This is a genomic window from Rothia sp. P5766, from assembly GCF_048513555.1.
Lineage (GTDB): Bacteria > Actinomycetota > Actinomycetes > Actinomycetales > Micrococcaceae > Rothia.
In genome coordinates this window covers 61,804-81,233 of sequence record NZ_JBLXXS010000012.1, presented here as the reverse complement: position 1 = coordinate 81,233, position 19,430 = coordinate 61,804, and the positions used below count along the sequence as shown (strand labels likewise).

Below are 19,430 nucleotides of genomic sequence, written 5' to 3'. Positions count from 1 at the left end.
GGACGGCAGAGGACTAGGGCCGGTTGGCGGCAACCGCTTGCGCTACCGCCGCTTTAACAGTTGAGGCGTAGACCGTAAGGCCCTGTCCCTGGGGGTGTACGCCATCAGAGACAAGGTACTCCGGGTGGCCGCTTGCTGCGGCCTGCCAGTCAGCAATAAAGACGGTGCCGGGGTTCTTCTGCGCAAATTCACGGATGACCTTGTTGGAGGGCTCTATCCAGGTGAGGTTTGCTGGCCCCAGACCTGTTACCAGCACAATCTTTCGCTGGCCATCGGGTGAAACGGTAGCTTTGAGTGTTTCCAGTTGCTCCAGTGTGAATGTTGAGTTAGCGGTCACAGAAAGAACCAGTACCTGGCCTGTCTGGCTGTCCTTGGTCATTTGCTCGATGAGAGGTAGGGCCGCTGAACTGGTGCGGGAGACCTCGGCATTAACCCTTGCAAGTGGCATTGCCTGCCCGAGCGCAGCCGCAGAAGCCAAGGTGACTGAGTCCCCAACGATGGTGACGCTTTGGCCCTCAGCAGTAGCCGGTAGAAGATCTGCAGTCTCGCTGGGGGAGGGGCTGGGGGTGTGGCTTTCTTCGCTGGTCTCAGCTACTTGGGTTTCTGCGGCTTCGGGCGCCCGTGATGGGTTCTCTGACGCGGTGTAGTTTTCCCCTGCTGCGACGACAGCCTGGGCCTCGGTCATAGTTGGCGCTGTGCGAACTGCAAAAACCGTGCAAATGAGCACAACCGCAGTGAGCGCCGCTGAAGCCAGCGGCAGGGTTCTCTGGCCGGGAACGAACATCGCGGAAAGCCAGGCTGTAATTGCACCGCGGAAACCCAGTTTACGAACCGGCTGTTCAATATAAATGTAGGACAGTCCCGCAATCACCAGCGTTAGCATAAGAACTCCGCCGTTTACCCAGGGGGAGCGTGCGGCACCGAAGGTGTAGTGGGCGAGGACCATGAGCGGCCAGTGCCACAGGTAGATGCCGTAGGAACGCTGACCTACCCACACGAGGGGGTAGAGCGAAAGTAAGCCTCTAAAGAGGTTGCTGGTGCCACCGCGCACATCGGGTAGAAGCGCCTGAATCATGCCAAGACCTAATAGAGACCCTGCCAGTAGGCCCCAGGGGATGAGCAGGCTTGGGCGCTGATCGGTCAGAGCCAGGGCCAGGGGGAAGACCAGCCCCAGGCAAGCCCACCCGATGAGCTGGCGGATCCAGCCCCAGATTCCGTTGCCGTAGCCCACATGGTCATAAAGGCGGGGGTCAACCGGCGGGTACATAGACCAGGGCACCAACATGGCCAGAAGAACGCCGAGCATCAGCCCGTAGAGGTGGGTGTCCGTACCGTAGTAGAGGCGGGTTGTGGAGGCACCGATGAAAGTGAGAACCAGTGCTGTGAGTAATGAGAGCACACCTAAAATTGCCGGAACCAGTGCCCGCTGCCACCATTTGGCGGTGAACATGAAGACGAAGACCATAATGACCGGCCAGAAGAAGTAGAACTGCTCTTCAAGAGCCAGCGACCAGAAGTTGGTCATCAGCTCAGGTGAGGTCTGCACAAAGTAGTCGTTACCGGCACCGATCAATAGCCAGTTAGATGAGTAGGTAAAAGCGCCCAGAATCTGGCGGCCTAGCCCGACTTGAGCGTCCCCTCCCACGAGTAGTGCCAGCGCGCCCACAACCAGGCTGAGCCAAGCAAAAGCCGGGACAAGGCGGCGTAAGCGACGGATCCAGAAGGAGACAATATCCATTTTTCCGGTGTAGGCGCCTTCGCGCAGTAGGAGCGCGGTAATCAGGTAGCCGGAAATGACGAAGAAGATATCGACACCGATCATTCCACCGGGTAGGTGCTGGGGCCAGAAATGGTAGATAACCACCAGCAGGACGGCGAGCGCACGGATACCGTCCAACCCGCGCAGGACAAAATGACCCTGGCCTTCGGGTGGGTGAACATCGGAGTAAAAAACGTGGTCGTCTTTCATGGGTCCTTAGGGGGTCATAGTCAGCTGTGCTAGGGCACCCTATCTAGTGTAAGAGCTAGGTGGGGTTTTGACGCTATAGCCGGAGAGGTGTTGGTCGCTTCTGTGCCTGGTGGCTTGAGTATGTTAGGCAATAGCAGCTGGTAGCTTGCGGTATTTTCTACCTGTCCTGGTTGCGGTGAATACGCTGGGTTTGCCCATGTTGGGGTGCGTAGCCTGGTCCTGTTGGCTAGAGTAGTGATGTGACTCGTTAGCGTATGGCCTGCCATCACCACGCGTCATATGTGGGTAGTGTCTGGCTTACCCGTACTGTTTACTAGCTATTACGAGGGAAACACATGAGCAAGGTATGGAAAGTCGCTGTGGTGGGAGCCGCAGGTCGCATGGGGGCTGAGGCTGTTAAGGCGATGAACACCGCTGCGGATATGGATCTGGTTGCTGCCCTGGGCCGAGATGATTCCCTGGATCTCCTCCTTGAGCACGGCGCTGAAGTCATGATTGACCTGACTGTTCCTGCCGCTACCGAGACTAATGTTCGTTTCGCAGTGGAGCACGGTATCCATGCTGTTGTGGGTACTACCGGCTGGACAGAGGGGCGTCTGGCCTCCCTTGAGGCTCTGCTAGCTGAGCACCCGCAGGTTGGTGTGCTTATCGCCCCCAACTTTGCTATCGGCTCGATTCTTGCAACAGAGTTTGCAGCTAAAGCGGCTAAGTACTTTGAGTCCGTTGAGGTCATCGAGATGCACCACCCCAATAAGGTTGATGCCCCCTCCGGTACTGCCGTCCATACCGCCAAGAAAATTGCTGAGGCTCGCAGAGCCGCCGGTGTGGGCCAGTCACCCGACGCCACAGAAACCGATGAGGGCGGCTCACGCGGTGCCCGTGTAGAGGGCGTTAACGTCCACGCTGTGCGTCTGCGCGGTCTGACTGCACACCAGGAAATCCTGCTGGGTGATCCTGGCCAGCAGCTGGTGATCCGCCACGATTCTTTTGAGCGCACCAGCTTTATGCCCGGTGTCCTTCTGGGTGTTCGGCAGGTTGCCTCCCACCCCGGTCTGGCCCTTGGGCTAGACCGCTACATGGATCTGACCTAACCCGATGGGTTCACTGCGCTTATTTACGGCCGGAGCCATCGTCCTAGCAGTTCTGACCCTTATGGTTCTGCCCCTGCCTTTGGGAACTCGACTCTTCTTGTTAGCTGTCGGTGTTTTCTGCGCGGTTTTTATTGCGGTGGACGCCGGTGGCCGGGGAAGAATCTTTGCCTCACTGGTGACAGTGGCTCTGAGCCTCTACCTTGCCCTGACCGCCCAGCGCGGGGTGCTCCTTATGCAGGGCGCGGGGCCGGTGGGTATGGCCTTAGGGCTAGCCCTGATCGTTCTGCCTGTCTTGGGGGCTTGGGCTATGGTTCGTGAAATTGTCTTTGGGGCCCGCACCCAGCAACTTGCCTCGCTTATGGCTGCTGAGGGAAAGCTCCCGGAAGATAACCTGCCGCGAACCGACTCAGGTCGCATAGAACGCGCCGCCGCCGATGCCCAGTTCGCTGATTACGCTCAGGCCGTTGAGAATTACCCGCAGGACTGGTCACACTGGTTCAATCTATCGCTGGCTTACGATGCTGCCGGTGACCGTAAACGAGCCCGTAAGGCTATGCGAGCCGCTATTAGCCTCTACCGTGGCGGGTCAGTAGCCAGTATCTCTGTCTAAAAGTTTGCTTGGCTACTTCAGCAATAAGTAAACTCACCCTCCCGTAACCCCAGAATAAGGTAACCTTATTAGTATGTCTGAGACTTCACCGCACACAGTAAAAGCCACCGAGCCCGTCTTTGGGCGACTCCTGACCGCTATGGTCACCCCCTTTACCGCAAACGGCGAAATTGACGAAGCCGCTACCGCTGGGCTTGCTCAAAACCTGGTTGACCGTGGCCACGACGGCCTGATTGTGTGCGGCACAACCGGCGAATATTCCACCATGACCGATGAGGAAAACGAACGCGTTTTCCGCATCGTCAAAGAGGCCGTGGGGGAGCGCGCCAAGATTGTTGCTGGTGTTGGTTCTAACGACACCGCCCACACCCTGCACCTAGCCTCCCGCGCTGAGGCCGTAGGCGTAGATGGCCTACTGGTCGTTACCCCCTACTACAACAAGCCCACTCAGACCGGCCTTGAAGCCCACTTCCGCACCCTGGCGGACGCGGTTAAAACCCCCGTCATGCTCTACGACATTCCCGGTCGAGCGGGTATCGCAATTAGCCCCGAGGTTTACCGTGCCCTGGCCAGCCACGAGAATATCGTTGCGGTCAAGGATGCCAAGGCTGATTTCACCGCTGCTACCGAGGTCATGGAAACCACTGACCTGCAATACTACTCAGGTGATGACGGGCTGACCCTGCCCTGGATTGCTATGGGCGCTGTGGGCCTGGTTGGTGTCACCAGCCACCTAGCCCCCGAACTCTTCCGCAAGCTCATTGACTCCGCCCTTGCCGGGGATCTAGCAACCGCCCAGCAGATCCACCTTGACCTTGCCCCCATCGTGCGTGCGGCCATGAGTCGCGTACCCGGGTGCGTTGCCGCCAAACAGATTCTGCAGTGGCAGGGCCTGCTTGAAACCAAGACCGTGCGCCTACCCCATGCGGTAGCCACTGAAGCCGAAGCGGCGCTCATGCGAGCAGACCTTGAAGGTTCCGTTATCGCTTCCTCCCTCCTTAAGTAAAGACCTATTGCGGGGTCCGGCGGGTTCACCCAAAATCATGCGATTTTGAGGTGGCCCGCTTTGCCCGTATTGAGAAAAAATAAATCGACAGATAAGAGAACACATGCAAACAGTAACCAGTCCGCACCTTCCCCCCAAACTCAGGAAAGACACCCTCCGCGTTGTCCCCCTGGGTGGCCTGGGCGAAGTTGGCCGCAACATGACCGTCTACGAGATCAACGGCAAACTGCTCATCGTTGACTGTGGCGTGCTCTTCCCCGAAGAGTCTCAGCCCGGCGTTGACCTGATTCTTCCTGACCTGAACTACATCAAAGACCGACTGGACGATGTTGTAGCACTCGTGCTGACCCACGGCCACGAAGACCACATCGGCGCTGTTCCCTATCTCTTGCGTCGCCGCCCAGATATTCCCTTGGTTGGCTCACAGCTGACCCTGGCACTGGTTGAAGCTAAGCTACAGGAACACCGCATCAAGCCCTACACCATGGAAGTCCTTGAAGGCCAGGTTGAGCGCTTTGGCCCCTTCGAGTGTGAATTTGTGGCGGTTAACCATTCCATTCCCGACGCCCTGGCTGTCTTTATCCGTACCCAGGCAGGTAAGGCCCTGCACACCGGTGACTTCAAGATGGATCAGCTACCCCTCGACGGACGCCTGACCGACCTGCGCCACTTTGCCCGCCTGGGCGAAGAAGGCATTGACCTCTTCCTGCCGGACTCCACTAACGCTGAGGTCCCCGGCTTCACCCCCACCGAGAAGAACATCGGGCCCGTTATCTCTAACGTCATGCGCGATGCCAAGAAGCGCGTTATCGTTGCCTCCTTCTCCTCGCATGTCCACCGTGTACAGCAGGTGCTGGATGCCGCGGCAGAACGCGGCCGCAAGGTGGTCCTAGTGGGCCGCTCCATGGTCCGCAATATGACCATCGCCGAGAAGCTGGGCTACCTCAAGGTGCCAGATGGTCTGCTCGTTGACCTTAAAAAGGTTGATGACTACCGCCCCGACCAGATTGTTATGATGTGCACCGGTTCCCAGGGCGAACCCATGGCAGCCCTGTCCCGTATGGCAAACGGAGACCACAAGGTTCAGGTTGAGCAGGGTGACACCATCATCTTGGCATCCTCACTGATTCCCGGCAACGAAACCTCTGTTTACCGCGTGATTAACGGCCTGATGAAGCTGGGAGCCAATGTGGTCCACAAGGGCAATGCTAAGGTCCACGTATCGGGTCACGCCGCAGCGGGCGAACTGCTCTACTGCTACAACATTCTGAAGCCCAAGAACGTCATGCCCGTTCACGGTGAAGTTCGCCACCTGCTTGCCAGCGGTAACCTGGCCGTGGAAACCGGCATCAAGACCGACCGCGTTCTCATCTGTGATTCGGGTACCGTTGTTGACCTCAAGGACGGCATGGCCGAAATCGTCGGACAGGTCCCCTGTGAATACGTCTACGTTGATGGTAAGTCAGTAGGCCATGTGACCGAAGACGACCTCAAAGACCGCCGCGTCCTGGGAGAAGAAGGCTTCGTGTCGATTGTGACCGTGATTGACCGTGCCACCAAACGTGTTGTGACCGGCCCCGATATTCACGCCCGCGGTATCGCAGAAGACGACTCGGTCTTTGACGACATCACCCCCAAAATTACTGCGGCCCTGGAAGATGCACTGCACCGGGCACCCGAACGGGTTCACACTGCCCACCAGCTGCAGCAGATTGTCCGCCGCACAGTGGGGGCCTGGGTTGCGCGCCGCCTGCGCCGTAAGCCCATGATTGTTCCTGTGGTCATCGAAACCCACACCGCTGAGGCCGATAACAGCTAAAGCATCTGCCCGCCTCGGTTATACCCAGGGCAGGCAGGGCGGGGGAGTGGCTCAGCCCAATGCTGAGAAGCTACCCTCACGATGACTCTGCCACCGGTTTTACCCCTGCACGGGGGAGCCGGTGGCTGTAGTCTGTTAAGAACTACGGTCGCCCACCACCCGGTGCCAGCGACCGTCTGAACTGCACACCGTCACCGACTTGTATTGAGAAGAATGGCTCCGCGAAAGTCTGCATCGAGTAAATCAGCTCCCCGCTCCACCGGGAGTGGCTCAAGGGCGTCCTCACGGCGTTCAACCTCAGCCAAAGGCCGAGGGAAAAAGGGTGCCCCCGCACCGGCTCAGGAAAGCAATATCTTCATTCGAGCTATTGTGGGTGCCTGGCAAGCTCTTGCCTTCATCATCGGTGGTGCTATCCGCCGTATGGGTGCCCTGCGCACCGATATCGAACTTCACGAACGCCGCGATGGGGGAGCCCTCTTTATCCTGGCTATCGGTCTGCTGACTGCCGGTGTGGAATGGTGGGGCTGGCGTGTTGATACCGCAGCTTCCCTCTCCTGGTACGAGTGGCCTCTGCACCTGTGGCACATCATTGTGGGCGGGCTCTTTGGTCAAGGCTCACTGCTCATACCCATTCTCTGCCTCATTTTTGCTATCCGTATTTTCCGTCATCCCCTGGAGGTTAGGGAAAATAACCGGATTGCTATCGGGTTTACTATCATGACGGTTTCGGCTTCAATGATGGGAGCCAAGGTAGCTGGTTACCCCACTTTTTCCAATAACTTTGATGACTTCTGGGGTGGCGGTGGAACCATTGGTGTTCTCATCGGTACGCCCGCTAGCCGTATTGTAGGTGGCATTTCTGTGCTGGAGTGGCTGGTCATTGCACTGGTCTTCTGCGCCGGTGTACTGGTTGCTACTGATACGCCCCTGCGTCAGGTTTGGCCGAAGCTTGTTTTCATTTTCAGTGTGCTCCTGGGGGAGAAACCCAACGGCTCTATCCGCGATGCAGGCCGTCCATCTCGCGCTCGTGCTCAGGATGAAGTCGAGACGCGGGTGCTTGATGAGGAGCATGACCGCTCCTACCTATACGAAGAGGTTGCTGATACTCCTAGTCCTGCACGCCGTGGTGGGCTGCTGGGCTGGCTAGGTTTTGGGGCGCGGCCCGATACCGACCCCAGGCTTGACCGTTACGAGGGCGATGAGGCCTACCAGAGCGCCCTTCTTTCTGAGCCTGAAACCGATACCACTCCCGTAGGGCGTGTCACCGCTACCGGTGGTCGCCCTGGCAGCGCTCACCCACAAGAAGCCTTTGATGTTGAGGCACCCCGCAAGCAGACTCGGAAAGAAAAGCGGGCAGCTGCTAAGGCCGCTAAAAAGCAGGGCCAGCTCTTTGACCAGGGCGCCTGGGCCGATGACGGTTATCGTGCCTCCGATGCACCTGCCCAGCGGCTGGACCAGGCTCAGCGGGCGGCCGCTGAATACGGCCGTTTGCCTGAACCTGAGGTAGAAGCAGAACTTCCCAAGACTCTTGAAGCCTGGGAAGAACCTGTCGATGAGGCACCGGCTGCCCTGGAAGCCCCGACCCCTCAGAAGCCCGTAGCGCCTCGTGCGTCTTCTGTGCCTCGACCTTCTGCTAGGCCTACCGCTGCGGGTTCTGCAACCGGCTCTGCCCTCGGTGCCGCCCTGACTGGAGCCGCAGCCAAGGGTTCAGCACCTGCTAAGCCTGCGGACACCCCAGCGCCCCGCCTTGAACGGCCCGCCGCTAAAATTCAGAACCACACCGTTGCAGAGACAACCGAACAGCCCCGTGGGGAACTGGTTGTGGAGTCCTCAACCGGTACCTACGCCCTGCCTACCGAGAGCATGCTCGAAGCAGGCCCCCCCGCTAAGGAAAAGTCCGAAGCCAATGAGCAGGTCGTTGAGGCCCTGACCAACGTGCTGGATCAGTTCAAGGTCGATGCCGAAGTCACCGGCTTCTCCCGTGGACCCACGGTCACCCGCTACGAGATTGAGCTGGGCTCTGGTACCAAGGTGGAACGCGTTACCGCTCTGTCCAAGAACATTGCCTACGCTGTAGCTTCGGACGATGTGCGTATCCTGTCGCCCATTCCCGGCAAGAGCGCCATCGGTATTGAGATTCCCAATACCGACCGCGAAATCGTGGTGCTGGGTGATGTCCTGCGTTCGGCTAAGGCTCACGCAACCGAGCACCCCATGGTCATGGGCGTTGGTAAGGACGTTGAAGGTGGCTTCGTCATTGCCAACCTGGCTAAGATGCCGCACATGCTGGTGGCTGGTGCGACCGGCGCCGGTAAGTCCTCCTTCGTGAACTCCATGATTACCTCCATCCTGATGCGCTCCACCCCCGATCAGGTTCGCCTGATTATGGTGGACCCCAAGCGCGTAGAACTTACCGCCTACGAGGGCGTGCCCCACCTGATTACGCCCATCATCACCAACCCCAAGAAGGCCGCCGAGGCCCTTCAGTGGGTTGTGCGTGAGATGGACGCCCGCTACGATGACCTGGCCCACTACGGCTACAAGCACATTGATGATTTCAACAAGGCGGTCAAGGCCGGCAAGATTCAGCCAGATCCCGGTTCTAAGCGCCAGATTAAGGCTTACCCCTACCTGCTGGTCATTGTGGACGAGCTTGCTGACCTCATGCTGGTGGCCCCGCGCGATGTTGAAGAATCTATTGTGCGTATCACCCAGCTAGCTCGTGCCGCCGGTATCCACCTGGTACTGGCAACCCAGCGCCCATCGGTGGATGTTGTGACCGGCCTGATTAAGGCTAACGTGCCTTCGCGTATGGCTTTTGCGACCTCATCGGTGACTGACTCCCGCGTGGTCCTTGATCAGCCCGGTGCCGAGAAACTGATTGGCCAGGGTGATGCCCTCTTCCTGCCCATGGGTGCTTCCAAACCCATGCGTGTTCAGGGCGCCTGGGTGAGCGAGTCCGAGATCCACGAGGTCGTGGAGCACGTTAAGAAGCAGGCTCCCGCCATCTACCGCGAGGACGTCATCGCTGTTGCCCCCTCCAAGAAGATTGATGATGACATTGGAGATGACCTCGATGATCTCTTGCGGGCCGCTGAACTAGTGGTGAACACCCAGTTCGGTTCAACCTCCATGCTGCAGCGTAAGCTCCGTGTGGGGTTTGCTAAGGCTGGCCGCCTCATGGACCTGCTCGAATCCCGCGAGGTCGTTGGCCCCTCCGAGGGGTCCAAGGCCCGTGACGTTCTGGTTCAGCCCGATGACCTGCCCACCGTCCTAGCAAAGATTCGTGGTCAAGAGCCCCCGGTGGGGGCCACTGATGATACCTACGGCAATGACCCAGTTGCTCACATGAACGACGGAGTCCCAGAAGCTGTGGACTACTACGACACCATGGACGAACCCGACAGCGAAGACGCCTGGAACCTGACCGGCAGATAGCCCCTTGATCCCAGGCCCCCGCTCTACTCTAAGGAGAACCGATGTCTGAGCATAACCCCGGTACCGTATCAAACTGGAACATACCCAATGCCCTGACGGCCCTGCGTATTGTTATGGTTCCCCTCTTCGTCTGGGCCCTGCTGGGCGGTGGGGTCTACGGTGCTAGCGATATGGGCCTGCGCTGGTGGGCCGTCGTCATCTTTATCCTGGCTATGATTACCGACTGGCTTGACGGTCACCTGGCCCGCTCGCGGGGGCTGATTACCAGCTTCGGAAAGATTGCCGACCCGATTGCCGATAAGCTTCTGACCGGTGCCGCCTTTGTTGTTCTTTCTATGCTGGGGGAGCTGTGGTGGTGGGTCACCCTGGTCATTCTGGTGCGCGAGTGGGGCATTACCGTGATGCGCCTGTTCATTATCAAGTACGGTGTGATGGCCGCCTCTAAGGGAGGTAAGCTCAAAACCGTTTTGCAGACCCTTGCCCTGGTGCTGATGATCCTGCCTCTGGGTCTTTTGGGTAGCTGGGCACTCTGGCCGGGCTGGCTGCTCATGGCCGCTGTTGTGTTAGTGACTGTAGTTACCGGTATTGATTATGTGCTGAAGGCTATGCGGTTGCGCCGCGACTATTACGCCCAGCAGAGCAAGTAGGTCCCTGTGATGCAAGCTCCTGACGCTCAGTTCCACCTGGAGGAAGCCGCCGCCCAGCTCGTTGCATCGGCAACAGAGTCGGGGTGCCTGCTGGCAACCGCTGAGTCTTTGACCGGTGGCATGGTGGGCCAGTTCATCTGTTCGGTGCCCGGTGCTTCTGCCGTCTACCGGGGTGGCGTTATCTCATACGCTACCGAGGTTAAGGCTCAGGTGTTGGGGGTTCCGGTCGGTCTTCTGGCTGAGCGCGGTGCGGTGGATCCCGATGTTGCCCTAGCTATGGCCGCTGGGACGGCCCGGGTTTGCGGTGCCGACTACGGTGTTGCCACAACGGGCGCTGCTGGCCCGGAGCCATGTGACGGTAAGCCTGTTGGCCGGGTCTACCTGGCGGTATACGGTCCCACAGGTAGCTGTGTCGTCGAGAAGAACTACGCCGGGGGGCGGGCTGGGATTCGGGTACAGGCCGCTCACCATGCCCTGCTTTTGCTGGCTGAAGCTATCGGGAATAATTTTTAGCGGGGGTGGGGGGCTGAGGATGCTCGCACACTACCTCCTCAAAATTTCCAGGAAATTTTCAGATGAATTTTTCAGCAAACAGGGAATGAAAACACAGAACTGTAGGTTTAGATAGATGTCATAAGAATAAAACGTGAACTTACGTGACTTATTCTCAACTTGAGCTGACGAACACGTAGCAATTACGTTAGGCTGAAGTACACAGCTCCTGATCTACCGGGAGCACGATCACCAGGAGATTGGTATAAAAATGACTAAGCAACCCGTATCCGTGAACGGTGTCGTCCGTTGGAAGGATGTGGGTCAGACCGAGAACACTGTCCCCGCCCAAGACACCGGTAAAGTTATTCTGCTCCGCCACGCAATTGGCGAAGTCCTGCGCGATGTCCGCCAGCGACAGGGGCGAACCCTCCGCGAAGTTTCACACTCTGCGCGAGTCTCCCTTGGCTACCTCAGTGAGGTAGAACGCGGTCAGAAGGAAGCCTCATCTGAGCTTCTTGCCTCTATCTGCCAGGCTCTCAACATCTCACTCTCAGCTATGCTGGGCGAAGTATCCCACCGCATGGCTGTTGAAGAAGGCTTCTCGGTACCCGATACTGTGCCCGCAGAATTCTCCGAGCAGTTCAAGCGTGAATACGGAATCGCGGCTACTTCAAGCCGAGACATTCCTGCCGTTGAACGCCCTCTCCTGACCCGATAAAACGGAGTGAGCGTACGACAAGGAGCCGGGTCCCTCACAGGGGGAGCCGGCTCCTTCTATCTGCGAGCAGGAAGAGGATAGGATGAAACTTAGTGAATTTTGGGCTGCCATGGACCACGAGTTTGGCCCCGCCTATGCCAGGCATCTGGTGCGGGATTTAGTTCCGGGTGATTTTGGGGACCTGACTGCGGGGCAAGCTCTGGAGGCTGGTGCCGATGTGCGCACCGTCTGGCTCGCGATTTGCCGGGAACAGGACGTCCCCGAAGCACGTAGGCTCGGCCCGGACATACCGCCTGCCCCCTAGCTGGGGAGTTGGGTGTGGCAGGGAGCCCAATAGAAAACCATTCGTACTTAATAGAAAATATGTTCTAGTTTGTGTACTATTGTGTACAGATAACAGTGGTGTGGCGGCGCAGAGAAGAATTATCCACAGGTTTACAAGAATCTGCGGCCTATTCCCTAAAGTGTCAGCCACCCGTATTACCGTGGAGACCAGAAGGAAAACCGGCTCCGCGATAAGAAATGAGGAAGATGTATGGCAGCGAAAACTCGCATGCAGTCCGTAGGTCAGGTTCCGGCTGAAGGCCGCGAAAAGGCACTTGAAGCTGTTCTTGCCCAGATCGATAAGAACTACGGCAAGGGCTCAGTGATGCGCCTGGGTGACAAGGAAGCCACCAAGGTTGAAACTATTTCTACCGGGGCGCTTGCCCTGGACGCCGCCCTGGGTATTGGTGGACTGCCTCGCGGTCGTGTCGTGGAAATCTACGGCCCTGAGTCTTCCGGTAAGACCACGGTTGCCTTGCACGCGGTTGCCAACGTTCAGAAGCAGGGTGGCATTGCCGCCTTCATCGATGCTGAACACGCTCTGGACCCGGTATACGCAGCCAAGTTGGGTGTTGACACCGATGCCCTGTTGGTATCCCAGCCTGATACCGGTGAGCAAGCCCTGGAAATTATGGACATGCTGGTGGGCTCCGGCTCCATCGACATCATTGTGGTTGACTCCGTAGCCGCCCTGGTTCCCCGCGCTGAAATCGAAGGCGAAATGGGTGACTCCCACGTGGGTCTGCAGGCTCGCCTGATGTCCCAGGCTCTGCGTAAGATTACCGGTCGTCTGGCCTCTACCAACACCACCGCTATCTTTATCAACCAGCTTCGCGAGAAGATCGGTGTTTTCTTCGGTTCACCCGAAACCACCACCGGTGGTAAGGCGCTCAAGTTCTATGCGTCGGTGCGTATCGATATCCGCCGTATTGAGACTCTTAAGGACGGCGCTAACCCCATCGGTAACCGCACCCGCGCCAAGGTCGTCAAGAACAAGATGGCTCCGCCCTTTAAACAAGCCGAATTCGATATTCTCTACGGTGAGGGTATCTCGGTTGAAGGTGGAATCCTTGACCTGGCTGTTGACCACAACGTGGTCAAGAAGTCCGGCGCCTGGTTCACCTACGAGGGTGACCAGCTAGGCCAGGGTAAGGAAAACGTTCGTCGTTTCCTCAAGGATAACCCCGAGCTGACCGAAGAAATTAAGTATAAGACCATGGTCAAGCTCGGCATCATTGAAGCTGAGGAAGAAGAGATGGAAGAGCTAGAACCCAGCACTTCAGTCGATCCTCTGGACGATATCTCCGAGAACTTCTAACCTGACTTTCCCAGGGTAGGCCGCTACCGCCAACTCGGCGGTAGCGGCCTTTCAGCATAGATAGAGCTTGCCCCTAAGCTAGAGAACTTTGTATTCTCTTCCGCAGAAGAAGGCCCCAAGGACAATGACTGATACAGATTTTCTGAGCCCCGAGGAATACCCTTCCTGGCACCCCGCCGCGCAGGGGCTGAGTGAAGACCGCCCCGGCGATAGTTACCTGTCTGTTATGCAGGGGCAGGGCACTCCCTACACCGGTGGCGCCGGGAATACTGCTGACTCAGCTGACAACACATCTAGGGCTGTGAATAGGCAGGGCCGGCAAGAAGAGCTAGATAAGTACCGGCACCGCCGGAATCCCCAACTGAAAAAGGGCTTCCGTAAGCCACCGGCCCGCTATGCGGCCCGCTCACCCTTTGCCCCTGCAATCGGTGCACACCAGGAGGACGTCCAAGAGAAGCGGTCAAGCGGGAAACGGAGTATCCCGCTTTTTAGGGAAGGCTCTAGCCTTAATGAACCGGTGAGCGATGCTGAACTGCTGGTCCAGGGCCTCACACCTATGCCAGGTAGCCGGGGTCGTGGGCAGGCTGAGCCGGAGAGTGAATTTAGCCGTGCCAAGAACATTGTGCTCAACCAGCTAGCGGCGGCACCTAAGTCCCGGGCTATGCTCGAAGGCAAGCTGGCGGAGAAAGAAATTTCGGCAGAGGTCATTGAGGATATTCTGAACCGTTTTGAGGCGGTTAACCTCATCAATGATGCCGAGTTTGCTGAGATGTTTGTGCGCTCGCGGAGCAAGGTTAAAAAGTTGTCGCGGTCAGCTATCCGTAGGGAGCTTAGAGCTAAAGGGATTGAGGGCGAGCAGGCAGAAACTGCTTTAGAGCACAGGACCGAGGAGGATGAGCGGGCTGATGCGCACGAGCTGGTGCGTAAGAAATTGCGGCCCTCTATGAACCTGGCGGACCGCGCGGAACGGGATAGGGTGATGCGCCGCCTGGTGGCCATGTTGGGCCGTAAGGGTTACCCGGCAGGTCTGGCTTTTGGGGTGGTTCGGGAAGAAGTGGAGAATTATGCGCGACAGATGGGGGCAAATACAGAGGGCAGCTTCAACTACTGGGAATAGCTAGGGGAAGAAGGTCTTAGCGCTTGGCCTGAGATAATCCCCAGGACGAAGAGAAGGAGGGCCGCAACCAAGTGGGCAAAAGATAGGAAGATGAGCATATCTAGCAGTGTTTCAGCCTCTGCTTGGAATCGGTCAAAAACTACTTATGCCAACTGCTCAGCCAGGACTGCCTGAATCGTTAGTACTGCTGAACGCACTGCCGGAGCCTGGTACACGTCGGTGTGGGGGTAGGGGGCAACTAACCGATAAAACTTTTGGGTAGCTAGCTGCCAGTTCTCGTGCCCGGCCAAGGCCGTGCTGACTGGGCCCTTAGGCCATGACGGGAAACCTAGCATCATTTCTGCCACCGGTAGTGCCCAGTGGTGTATGCAACTACCCTCTGCATCAATTGCTCGAACTGCGCGAACCAAGGGAAAAACAGGATTAGCTGATAGGTCGCGGCTATTCCCCGAACCCGTCAGATAATCCCTGCTCGGTAGGAGTAAATTGGCCGGAGAAAAATCCCCCGAAGACAAGACAGCATCGTCTGGCTCTGGGGATATGATGCTCCCTACCTGCTTCTGCCACAGCTCGAACTCCTCAGAATCTAGGGCTACCCCCTTGGCTTTAGCTAGGAGAGCTAGCCCCTTAAAGGCAAGCTGGGGTGAGGGTATCGACCCCGGTGCAGTAGCCTGTGGATCAGCTTCTGCTAAAGCCTCAGCAAAGGATTCTTGGGCTGTAGCCTGCGCCGGGGAGCCAAGAATGTTAGCCCACGTAAAGGCCCAGGCATCCAGTGCCTGCAGGGACGTGGTATCCGCTCTGGAGGACAGCAGAAGCTCACCCAAGCTGACGGAAGAAAAACTATCGCTCTTAATGTCTTCAAGAATCAAGAGTCGGCTAGCATCGTCGGCCGCCAACAAACGGGTGTAGAGGCCCGGTACCAGGGCATCCAGTGCACCCAACCCATGCTTCTCCCTCAGATACCCAAAGCCACCGGAATTGCTAGCTGAGTCTTTGCGCCGAAAGTATTTGAGGATGACGCTGGGCACCTCACCCAACCCCGGCAGATCCACCGTGCCGGGGCTAAACCGCACCCTAATCACTACCGAACGCATACCGGCAGAGAGAATCTGGGCATGGGTTGGGCAAGCAGCCAAGGCTTTGCTTGCCTGGTTCAAGAGCCAAGCCAGAAGCTGCAGAAATCGGGGCGAACTAACGTCCTGCTCGGTCACTTGCGGGCAATAACCTGCCGAAGTGCGCTGAGCAAGTGACCAAAAGAATGAGGCGGAAGGCAGAGCTGACATAGTGCCCATTATGGCCTATCGAGTAATCTAGTGGAGTGAGTATTGACGTGAACCCCGAAAAGCCCCAAGCACAGACCAAAACCCGTACCTACGAGGTACGTACTTTTGGTTGCCAAATGAACGTGCACGATTCCGAACGCATGAGCGGTCTGCTCGAAGCCAGCGGCTACCTTCCTGCCACTGAGGGAAGCACCCCCGACCTGGTGGTGTTCAACACCTGCGCTGTCCGCGAAAACGCCGATAACAAGCTCTATGGCAACCTGGGCCAGTTAGCTCCCGTCAAACGCGAAAACGAGGGGATGCAGATTGCGGTGGGCGGTTGCCTAGCGCAGAAAGACCAGGACACCATTCTGAAGAAGGCTCCCTGGGTTGATGTTGTCTTTGGCACCCACAACATTGGCTCCCTGCCTACTCTGCTTGAACGCGCTCGTCACAACCAGGAGGCCCAGGCTGAGCTGCTCGAATCACTTGAGGTTTTCCCCTCCACCCTGCCCACCAAACGCGACCATGTCTACTCCGGCTGGGTTTCAATCTCCGTGGGCTGTAACAACACCTGTACTTTCTGTATCGTCCCCTCCCTGCGCGGTAAAGAGAAGGATCGCCGCCCCGGCGAGATCCTAGCCGAGGTTCAGGCACTGGTCGATGACGGTGCTATTGAAGTTACCCTGCTGGGTCAAAACGTGAACTCCTACGGTGTGGGCTTTGGCGACCGCCAGGCTTTCTCCAAACTCCTGCGTGCCTGCGGTGAGATTGAGGGGCTAGAGCGTGTGCGTTTCACCTCACCTCACCCCGCCATGTTTACCGATGACGTCATCGAGGCGATGGCCGAGACTCCGAACGTCATGCCGGTGCTCCACATGCCCCTTCAGTCGGGTTCCGATAAGGTGCTTAAGGACATGAAACGCTCCTATCGGTCCACCAAGTTCCTGGGGATTTTGGACAAGGTCCGCGAGCGCATCCCCGAGGCCGTGATTACCACCGATATTATTGTGGGCTTCCCCGGCGAGACCGAGCAAGACTTCCAGGAGACTCTACGCGTGGTAGAGGCGGCCCGGTTCTCTTCTGCCTTTACTTTCCAGTATTCGATTCGCCCCGGTACTCCTGCTGCCACTATGCCTGACCAGGTACCCAAGGCCGTGGTGCAGGAACGCTATGAGCGGCTGACCGCTCTTCAGGACCGGATCGCGGGCCAGGAGAACCGTAAGCAACTGGGTAAGACCGTTGAGCTGATGGTGACCGCTGAATCTGGCCGTAAGGCTGAGCAGACCAACCGGCTTTCTGGTCGTGCCCGCGACCAACGCCTAGTTCATTTTTCCGTACCTGAGGGCTGCCAGCTGCCCCGCCCCGGTGACCTGGTTACCCTGCCTATCACCGAGGCCGGTTCCTTTCACCTGATTTCTGACCCCGCCCCCGAGCAGTATTCGGTGCGCCGTTCACGCGCCGGGGACGCCTGGGACCGGGCTCAGGCCGATTCCTGCGGTACCGGTACTACCCAGGTCCCCGGTTCGCCGGTTTCCTTGGGTTTCCCCACCTTTAAAAAATCAGCGCTCTCATGAACAGGCCCGTTCAGAAAACCAACCTTGGACCCGGTCCGGCAGAACAGGGCGGGCACTGCGACTTCGGCCAGCTACCCGTGATTGCTGTGGTAGGCCCGACCGGTAGCGGTAAGAGTGACCTGGCCATTGAGCTGGCTCTGGAACTAGGCGGGGAGTGCGTCAACGCTGACTCCATGCAGTTCTACCGGGGTATGGATATTGGCACTGCCAAGCTGACAGCAGAAGAGATGCGGGGTGTGCCACACCACCTGCTCGATATCTTGGATGTGACCCAAGAAGCCTCCGTTGCTGTTTTCCAGGGCCAAGCCCGCCAACTCTTTGACCAGATTAGGAGCCGGGGCAAGTACCCGATTCTGGTGGGTGGTTCCGGCCTGTATGTGCGGGCGGCCCTGGACGTATTGGAGTTCCCCGAAACCTGCCCCGCTGTTCGCGCTCGCCTTGAGGCGGAGCTCGTTCAGCAGGGCCCTGGGGCCTTGTTAGCCCGCCTGCGCGAGGTAGACCCTGTCTCAGCTGACCGGGTAAAGGATGACCGCCGCCTGGTGCGGGCACTGGAAGTGTACGAGGTGACGGGCCGCCCCTTCTCCTCCTTCATGCCAAGACGCACCTACTACCAACCGGCTCTCCAAATTGGGCTGAGCGGTGACCGTGCTGAGCTACACCGGCGTCTGCACGATCGGGTGCTCACTATGAGGCAGAAAGGCCTGCTCGAAGAAGTCCAACGGCTCGAAGCCCAGGGCTTACGTCAGGGTAAAACTGCCTCAGCGGCTATTGGCTACCGGGAGTTCCTCAAGGCTTTGGACTCATCACGGGGCCTGCTGCCCGCGGGGCAGGAATACTCGGTGGATTCGGCCCTTGAAGATACCGTAACGGCCACCCGGCAGTTTGCCCGCCGTCAGATTACCTGGTTTAGGGCAGACCCCCGTGTGCACTGGCTGGAATGGTCTGATCCACGCAAACTTGACCTGGCCCTAAGGCACATCTCTTAGGGCAGGCAGGCACTAGACTAAAAGAAGATATGAGGCCCGAGAGCGGCCAAGCCCAATGGAAAGGCACTAGCTGTGGCAACCCACACTCAAGAAATCGCCCCCTGGGGAGACCTGACCGGCAAGACCCTGACCAAGGGGCAGGCTACCGGTAACGACTTTATTTTTGTGACAGACCCTCAGGCTGAGCTGGACCTTACTCCCGAGCTAGTTGCCAAGGTCGCTGACCGCCACTTTGGTATTGGTGCCGACGGTTTCATTCGCGCTGTCAAAACAGCAAACCTGGACTTTGCGGCTCACCTGCTCGAGGAATACCCCGAGGCTACCTGGTTCATGGACTACCGCAACGGCGACGGATCTATCGCCGAGATGTGCGGTAACGGTGTACGCGCTTTTGTGGACTACCTGATTGCGGAGAACCTTGTTCAGCTTGAGTACGGTGAGCGGCTCCTGATTGCCACCCGTGCGGGTGTAAAGACTGTGGGGCGTACCGAGACAGGCTACGCCATTGATATGGGCCCCTGGAGCTTTATTAACGGTGATATGGCCCGCGATAACGGCACCGATGCGCAGGTGACAGCCAAGGGGCTACGGACACCGCGCGGTGCCCTCTCCATCAGCATGGGCAACCCTCACACCGTGGTGATGCTAGGTACTGACGGCAAGCTGGACGGTCTGAACCTGTATGATGCACCCAAGGTTTCACCGCTCCCGCCCGAGGGCACCAATGTTGAATTTGTGGTCCCCGAAGAGATTTCTGCTGAAGACGGTGACCCCGCTACCGAGAACATCGGCTCAATCCGTATGCGCGTGCACGAACGTGGAGTGGGGGAGACACTTTCCTGCGGCACCGGTGCCTGTGCGGCTGCTGCAGCCACCCGCTTCTGGGGTGGGGAAGATGCACCCGATGAGTGGCTGGTCCGTGTACCCGGTGGCACCCTGGCTGTTACCTTTGTGCTGGGTCCCGATGATCTAGAGCATGTTGTTCTGGCTGGCCCTGCCGCTATGACCGGGAAAATCCTCCTGGGCTAAGATCCCAAGAACTTTATCAAAGAA

General features: G+C 58.0%; 16 protein-coding genes. 14 read left to right on the top strand and 2 right to left on the bottom strand.

What is annotated here, in order from left to right:
- Positions 1–13: 13 nt before the first annotated feature.
- Positions 14–1,969 carry an acyltransferase family protein gene (locus ACN08V_RS07795; protein ID WP_419105153.1) on the bottom strand — a complete coding sequence of 652 codons (1,956 nt, stop codon included), beginning with the start codon at positions 1,967–1,969 and terminating at the stop codon, positions 14–16.
- Between the two features lie 335 nt (positions 1,970–2,304).
- Between ACN08V_RS07795 and dapB the strand changes: the two genes are divergently transcribed.
- From dapB to ACN08V_RS07740, 11 genes are all read left to right on the top strand, one after another.
- Positions 2,305–3,060: a 4-hydroxy-tetrahydrodipicolinate reductase gene (dapB, locus tag ACN08V_RS07790; RefSeq protein WP_419105152.1), complete on the top strand. Its 756-nt coding sequence runs from the start codon at positions 2,305–2,307 to the stop codon at positions 3,058–3,060.
- A gap of 4 nt (positions 3,061–3,064) precedes the next feature.
- Complete coding sequence (locus ACN08V_RS07785) at positions 3,065–3,670, top strand: hypothetical protein (protein WP_419105151.1); 606 nt, start codon at positions 3,065–3,067, stop codon at positions 3,668–3,670.
- 73 nt (positions 3,671–3,743) lie between these two features.
- A complete protein-coding gene (gene dapA / locus ACN08V_RS07780) occupies positions 3,744–4,676 on the top strand; it encodes a 4-hydroxy-tetrahydrodipicolinate synthase (protein ID WP_419105150.1) in 933 nt (310 codons plus the stop codon).
- A 103-nt stretch (positions 4,677–4,779) separates the two neighbouring features.
- A complete protein-coding gene (locus tag ACN08V_RS07775) occupies positions 4,780–6,495 on the top strand; it encodes a ribonuclease J (protein ID WP_419100178.1) in 1,716 nt (571 codons plus the stop codon).
- Positions 6,496–6,708: 213 nt separating this feature from the next.
- On the top strand, positions 6,709–9,933 hold the full coding sequence (locus ACN08V_RS07770) for a DNA translocase FtsK 4TM domain-containing protein (protein WP_419105149.1): 3,225 nt from the start codon (positions 6,709–6,711) through the stop codon (positions 9,931–9,933).
- Between the two features lie 41 nt (positions 9,934–9,974).
- Positions 9,975–10,580 carry a CDP-diacylglycerol--glycerol-3-phosphate 3-phosphatidyltransferase gene (gene pgsA / locus ACN08V_RS07765; RefSeq protein WP_419100176.1) on the top strand — a complete coding sequence of 202 codons (606 nt, stop codon included), beginning with the start codon at positions 9,975–9,977 and terminating at the stop codon, positions 10,578–10,580.
- Positions 10,581–10,589: 9 nt separating this feature from the next.
- A complete protein-coding gene (locus ACN08V_RS07760) occupies positions 10,590–11,093 on the top strand; it encodes a CinA family protein (protein ID WP_419105163.1) in 504 nt (167 codons plus the stop codon).
- Between the two features lie 250 nt (positions 11,094–11,343).
- A complete protein-coding gene (locus tag ACN08V_RS07755; protein ID WP_419100175.1) occupies positions 11,344–11,793 on the top strand; it encodes a helix-turn-helix domain-containing protein in 450 nt (149 codons plus the stop codon).
- A gap of 82 nt (positions 11,794–11,875) precedes the next feature.
- The gene (locus ACN08V_RS07750) at positions 11,876–12,097 is read left to right on the top strand and encodes a DUF3046 domain-containing protein (protein WP_419100174.1); all 222 of its coding nucleotides are present in this window, start codon (positions 11,876–11,878) and stop codon (positions 12,095–12,097) included.
- Positions 12,098–12,328: 231 nt separating this feature from the next.
- Positions 12,329–13,435 carry a recombinase RecA gene (recA, locus tag ACN08V_RS07745; RefSeq protein ID WP_419105148.1) on the top strand — a complete coding sequence of 369 codons (1,107 nt, stop codon included), beginning with the start codon at positions 12,329–12,331 and terminating at the stop codon, positions 13,433–13,435.
- Positions 13,436–13,559: 124 nt separating this feature from the next.
- Positions 13,560–14,552 carry a regulatory protein RecX gene (locus ACN08V_RS07740; protein WP_419105147.1) on the top strand — a complete coding sequence of 331 codons (993 nt, stop codon included), beginning with the start codon at positions 13,560–13,562 and terminating at the stop codon, positions 14,550–14,552.
- Between the two features lie 143 nt (positions 14,553–14,695).
- Here the strand turns inward: ACN08V_RS07740 and ACN08V_RS07735 are convergent, their stop codons facing one another.
- On the bottom strand, positions 14,696–15,835 hold the full coding sequence (locus tag ACN08V_RS07735) for a hypothetical protein (protein WP_419105146.1): 1,140 nt from the start codon (positions 15,833–15,835) through the stop codon (positions 14,696–14,698).
- A 35-nt stretch (positions 15,836–15,870) separates the two neighbouring features.
- On the opposite strand from ACN08V_RS07735, the gene miaB reads away from it, so the two are divergent.
- The 3 genes from miaB to dapF all read left to right on the top strand — a co-directional run bounded on the left by miaB (position 15,871) and on the right by dapF (position 19,406).
- Positions 15,871–17,391, top strand: a complete 1,521-nt coding sequence (gene miaB, locus ACN08V_RS07730; RefSeq protein ID WP_419100170.1) for a tRNA (N6-isopentenyl adenosine(37)-C2)-methylthiotransferase MiaB — start codon at positions 15,871–15,873, stop codon at positions 17,389–17,391.
- On the top strand, positions 17,388–18,377 hold the full coding sequence (gene miaA, locus ACN08V_RS07725) for a tRNA (adenosine(37)-N6)-dimethylallyltransferase MiaA (RefSeq protein WP_419105145.1): 990 nt from the start codon (positions 17,388–17,390) through the stop codon (positions 18,375–18,377). The genes miaB and miaA overlap by 4 nt, the downstream gene beginning before the upstream one ends.
- A 72-nt stretch (positions 18,378–18,449) precedes the next feature.
- Positions 18,450–19,406, top strand: a complete 957-nt coding sequence (gene dapF, locus ACN08V_RS07720; protein ID WP_419105144.1) for a diaminopimelate epimerase — start codon at positions 18,450–18,452, stop codon at positions 19,404–19,406.
- Positions 19,407–19,430: the final 24 nt, after the last annotated feature.

Coding starts and splice junctions, on each gene's coding strand:
- ACN08V_RS07740 (WP_419105147.1), top strand. CDS start 13,560: ATGACTGATACAGATTTTCTGAGCCCCGAGGAATACCCTTCCTGGCAC.
- ACN08V_RS07770 (WP_419105149.1), top strand. CDS start 6,709: ATGGCTCCGCGAAAGTCTGCATCGAGTAAATCAGCTCCCCGCTCCACC.
- pgsA (WP_419100176.1), top strand. CDS start 9,975: ATGTCTGAGCATAACCCCGGTACCGTATCAAACTGGAACATACCCAAT.
- ACN08V_RS07785 (WP_419105151.1), top strand. CDS start 3,065: ATGGGTTCACTGCGCTTATTTACGGCCGGAGCCATCGTCCTAGCAGTT.
- ACN08V_RS07750 (WP_419100174.1), top strand. CDS start 11,876: ATGAAACTTAGTGAATTTTGGGCTGCCATGGACCACGAGTTTGGCCCC.
- miaA (WP_419105145.1), top strand. CDS start 17,388: ATGAACAGGCCCGTTCAGAAAACCAACCTTGGACCCGGTCCGGCAGAA.
- ACN08V_RS07755 (WP_419100175.1), top strand. CDS start 11,344: ATGACTAAGCAACCCGTATCCGTGAACGGTGTCGTCCGTTGGAAGGAT.
- dapB (WP_419105152.1), top strand. CDS start 2,305: ATGAGCAAGGTATGGAAAGTCGCTGTGGTGGGAGCCGCAGGTCGCATG.
- ACN08V_RS07795 (WP_419105153.1), bottom strand. CDS start 1,969: ATGAAAGACGACCACGTTTTTTACTCCGATGTTCACCCACCCGAAGGC.
- ACN08V_RS07735 (WP_419105146.1), bottom strand. CDS start 15,835: ATGTCAGCTCTGCCTTCCGCCTCATTCTTTTGGTCACTTGCTCAGCGC.
- dapA (WP_419105150.1), top strand. CDS start 3,744: ATGTCTGAGACTTCACCGCACACAGTAAAAGCCACCGAGCCCGTCTTT.
- recA (WP_419105148.1), top strand. CDS start 12,329: ATGGCAGCGAAAACTCGCATGCAGTCCGTAGGTCAGGTTCCGGCTGAA.
- ACN08V_RS07760 (WP_419105163.1), top strand. CDS start 10,590: ATGCAAGCTCCTGACGCTCAGTTCCACCTGGAGGAAGCCGCCGCCCAG.
- ACN08V_RS07775 (WP_419100178.1), top strand. CDS start 4,780: ATGCAAACAGTAACCAGTCCGCACCTTCCCCCCAAACTCAGGAAAGAC.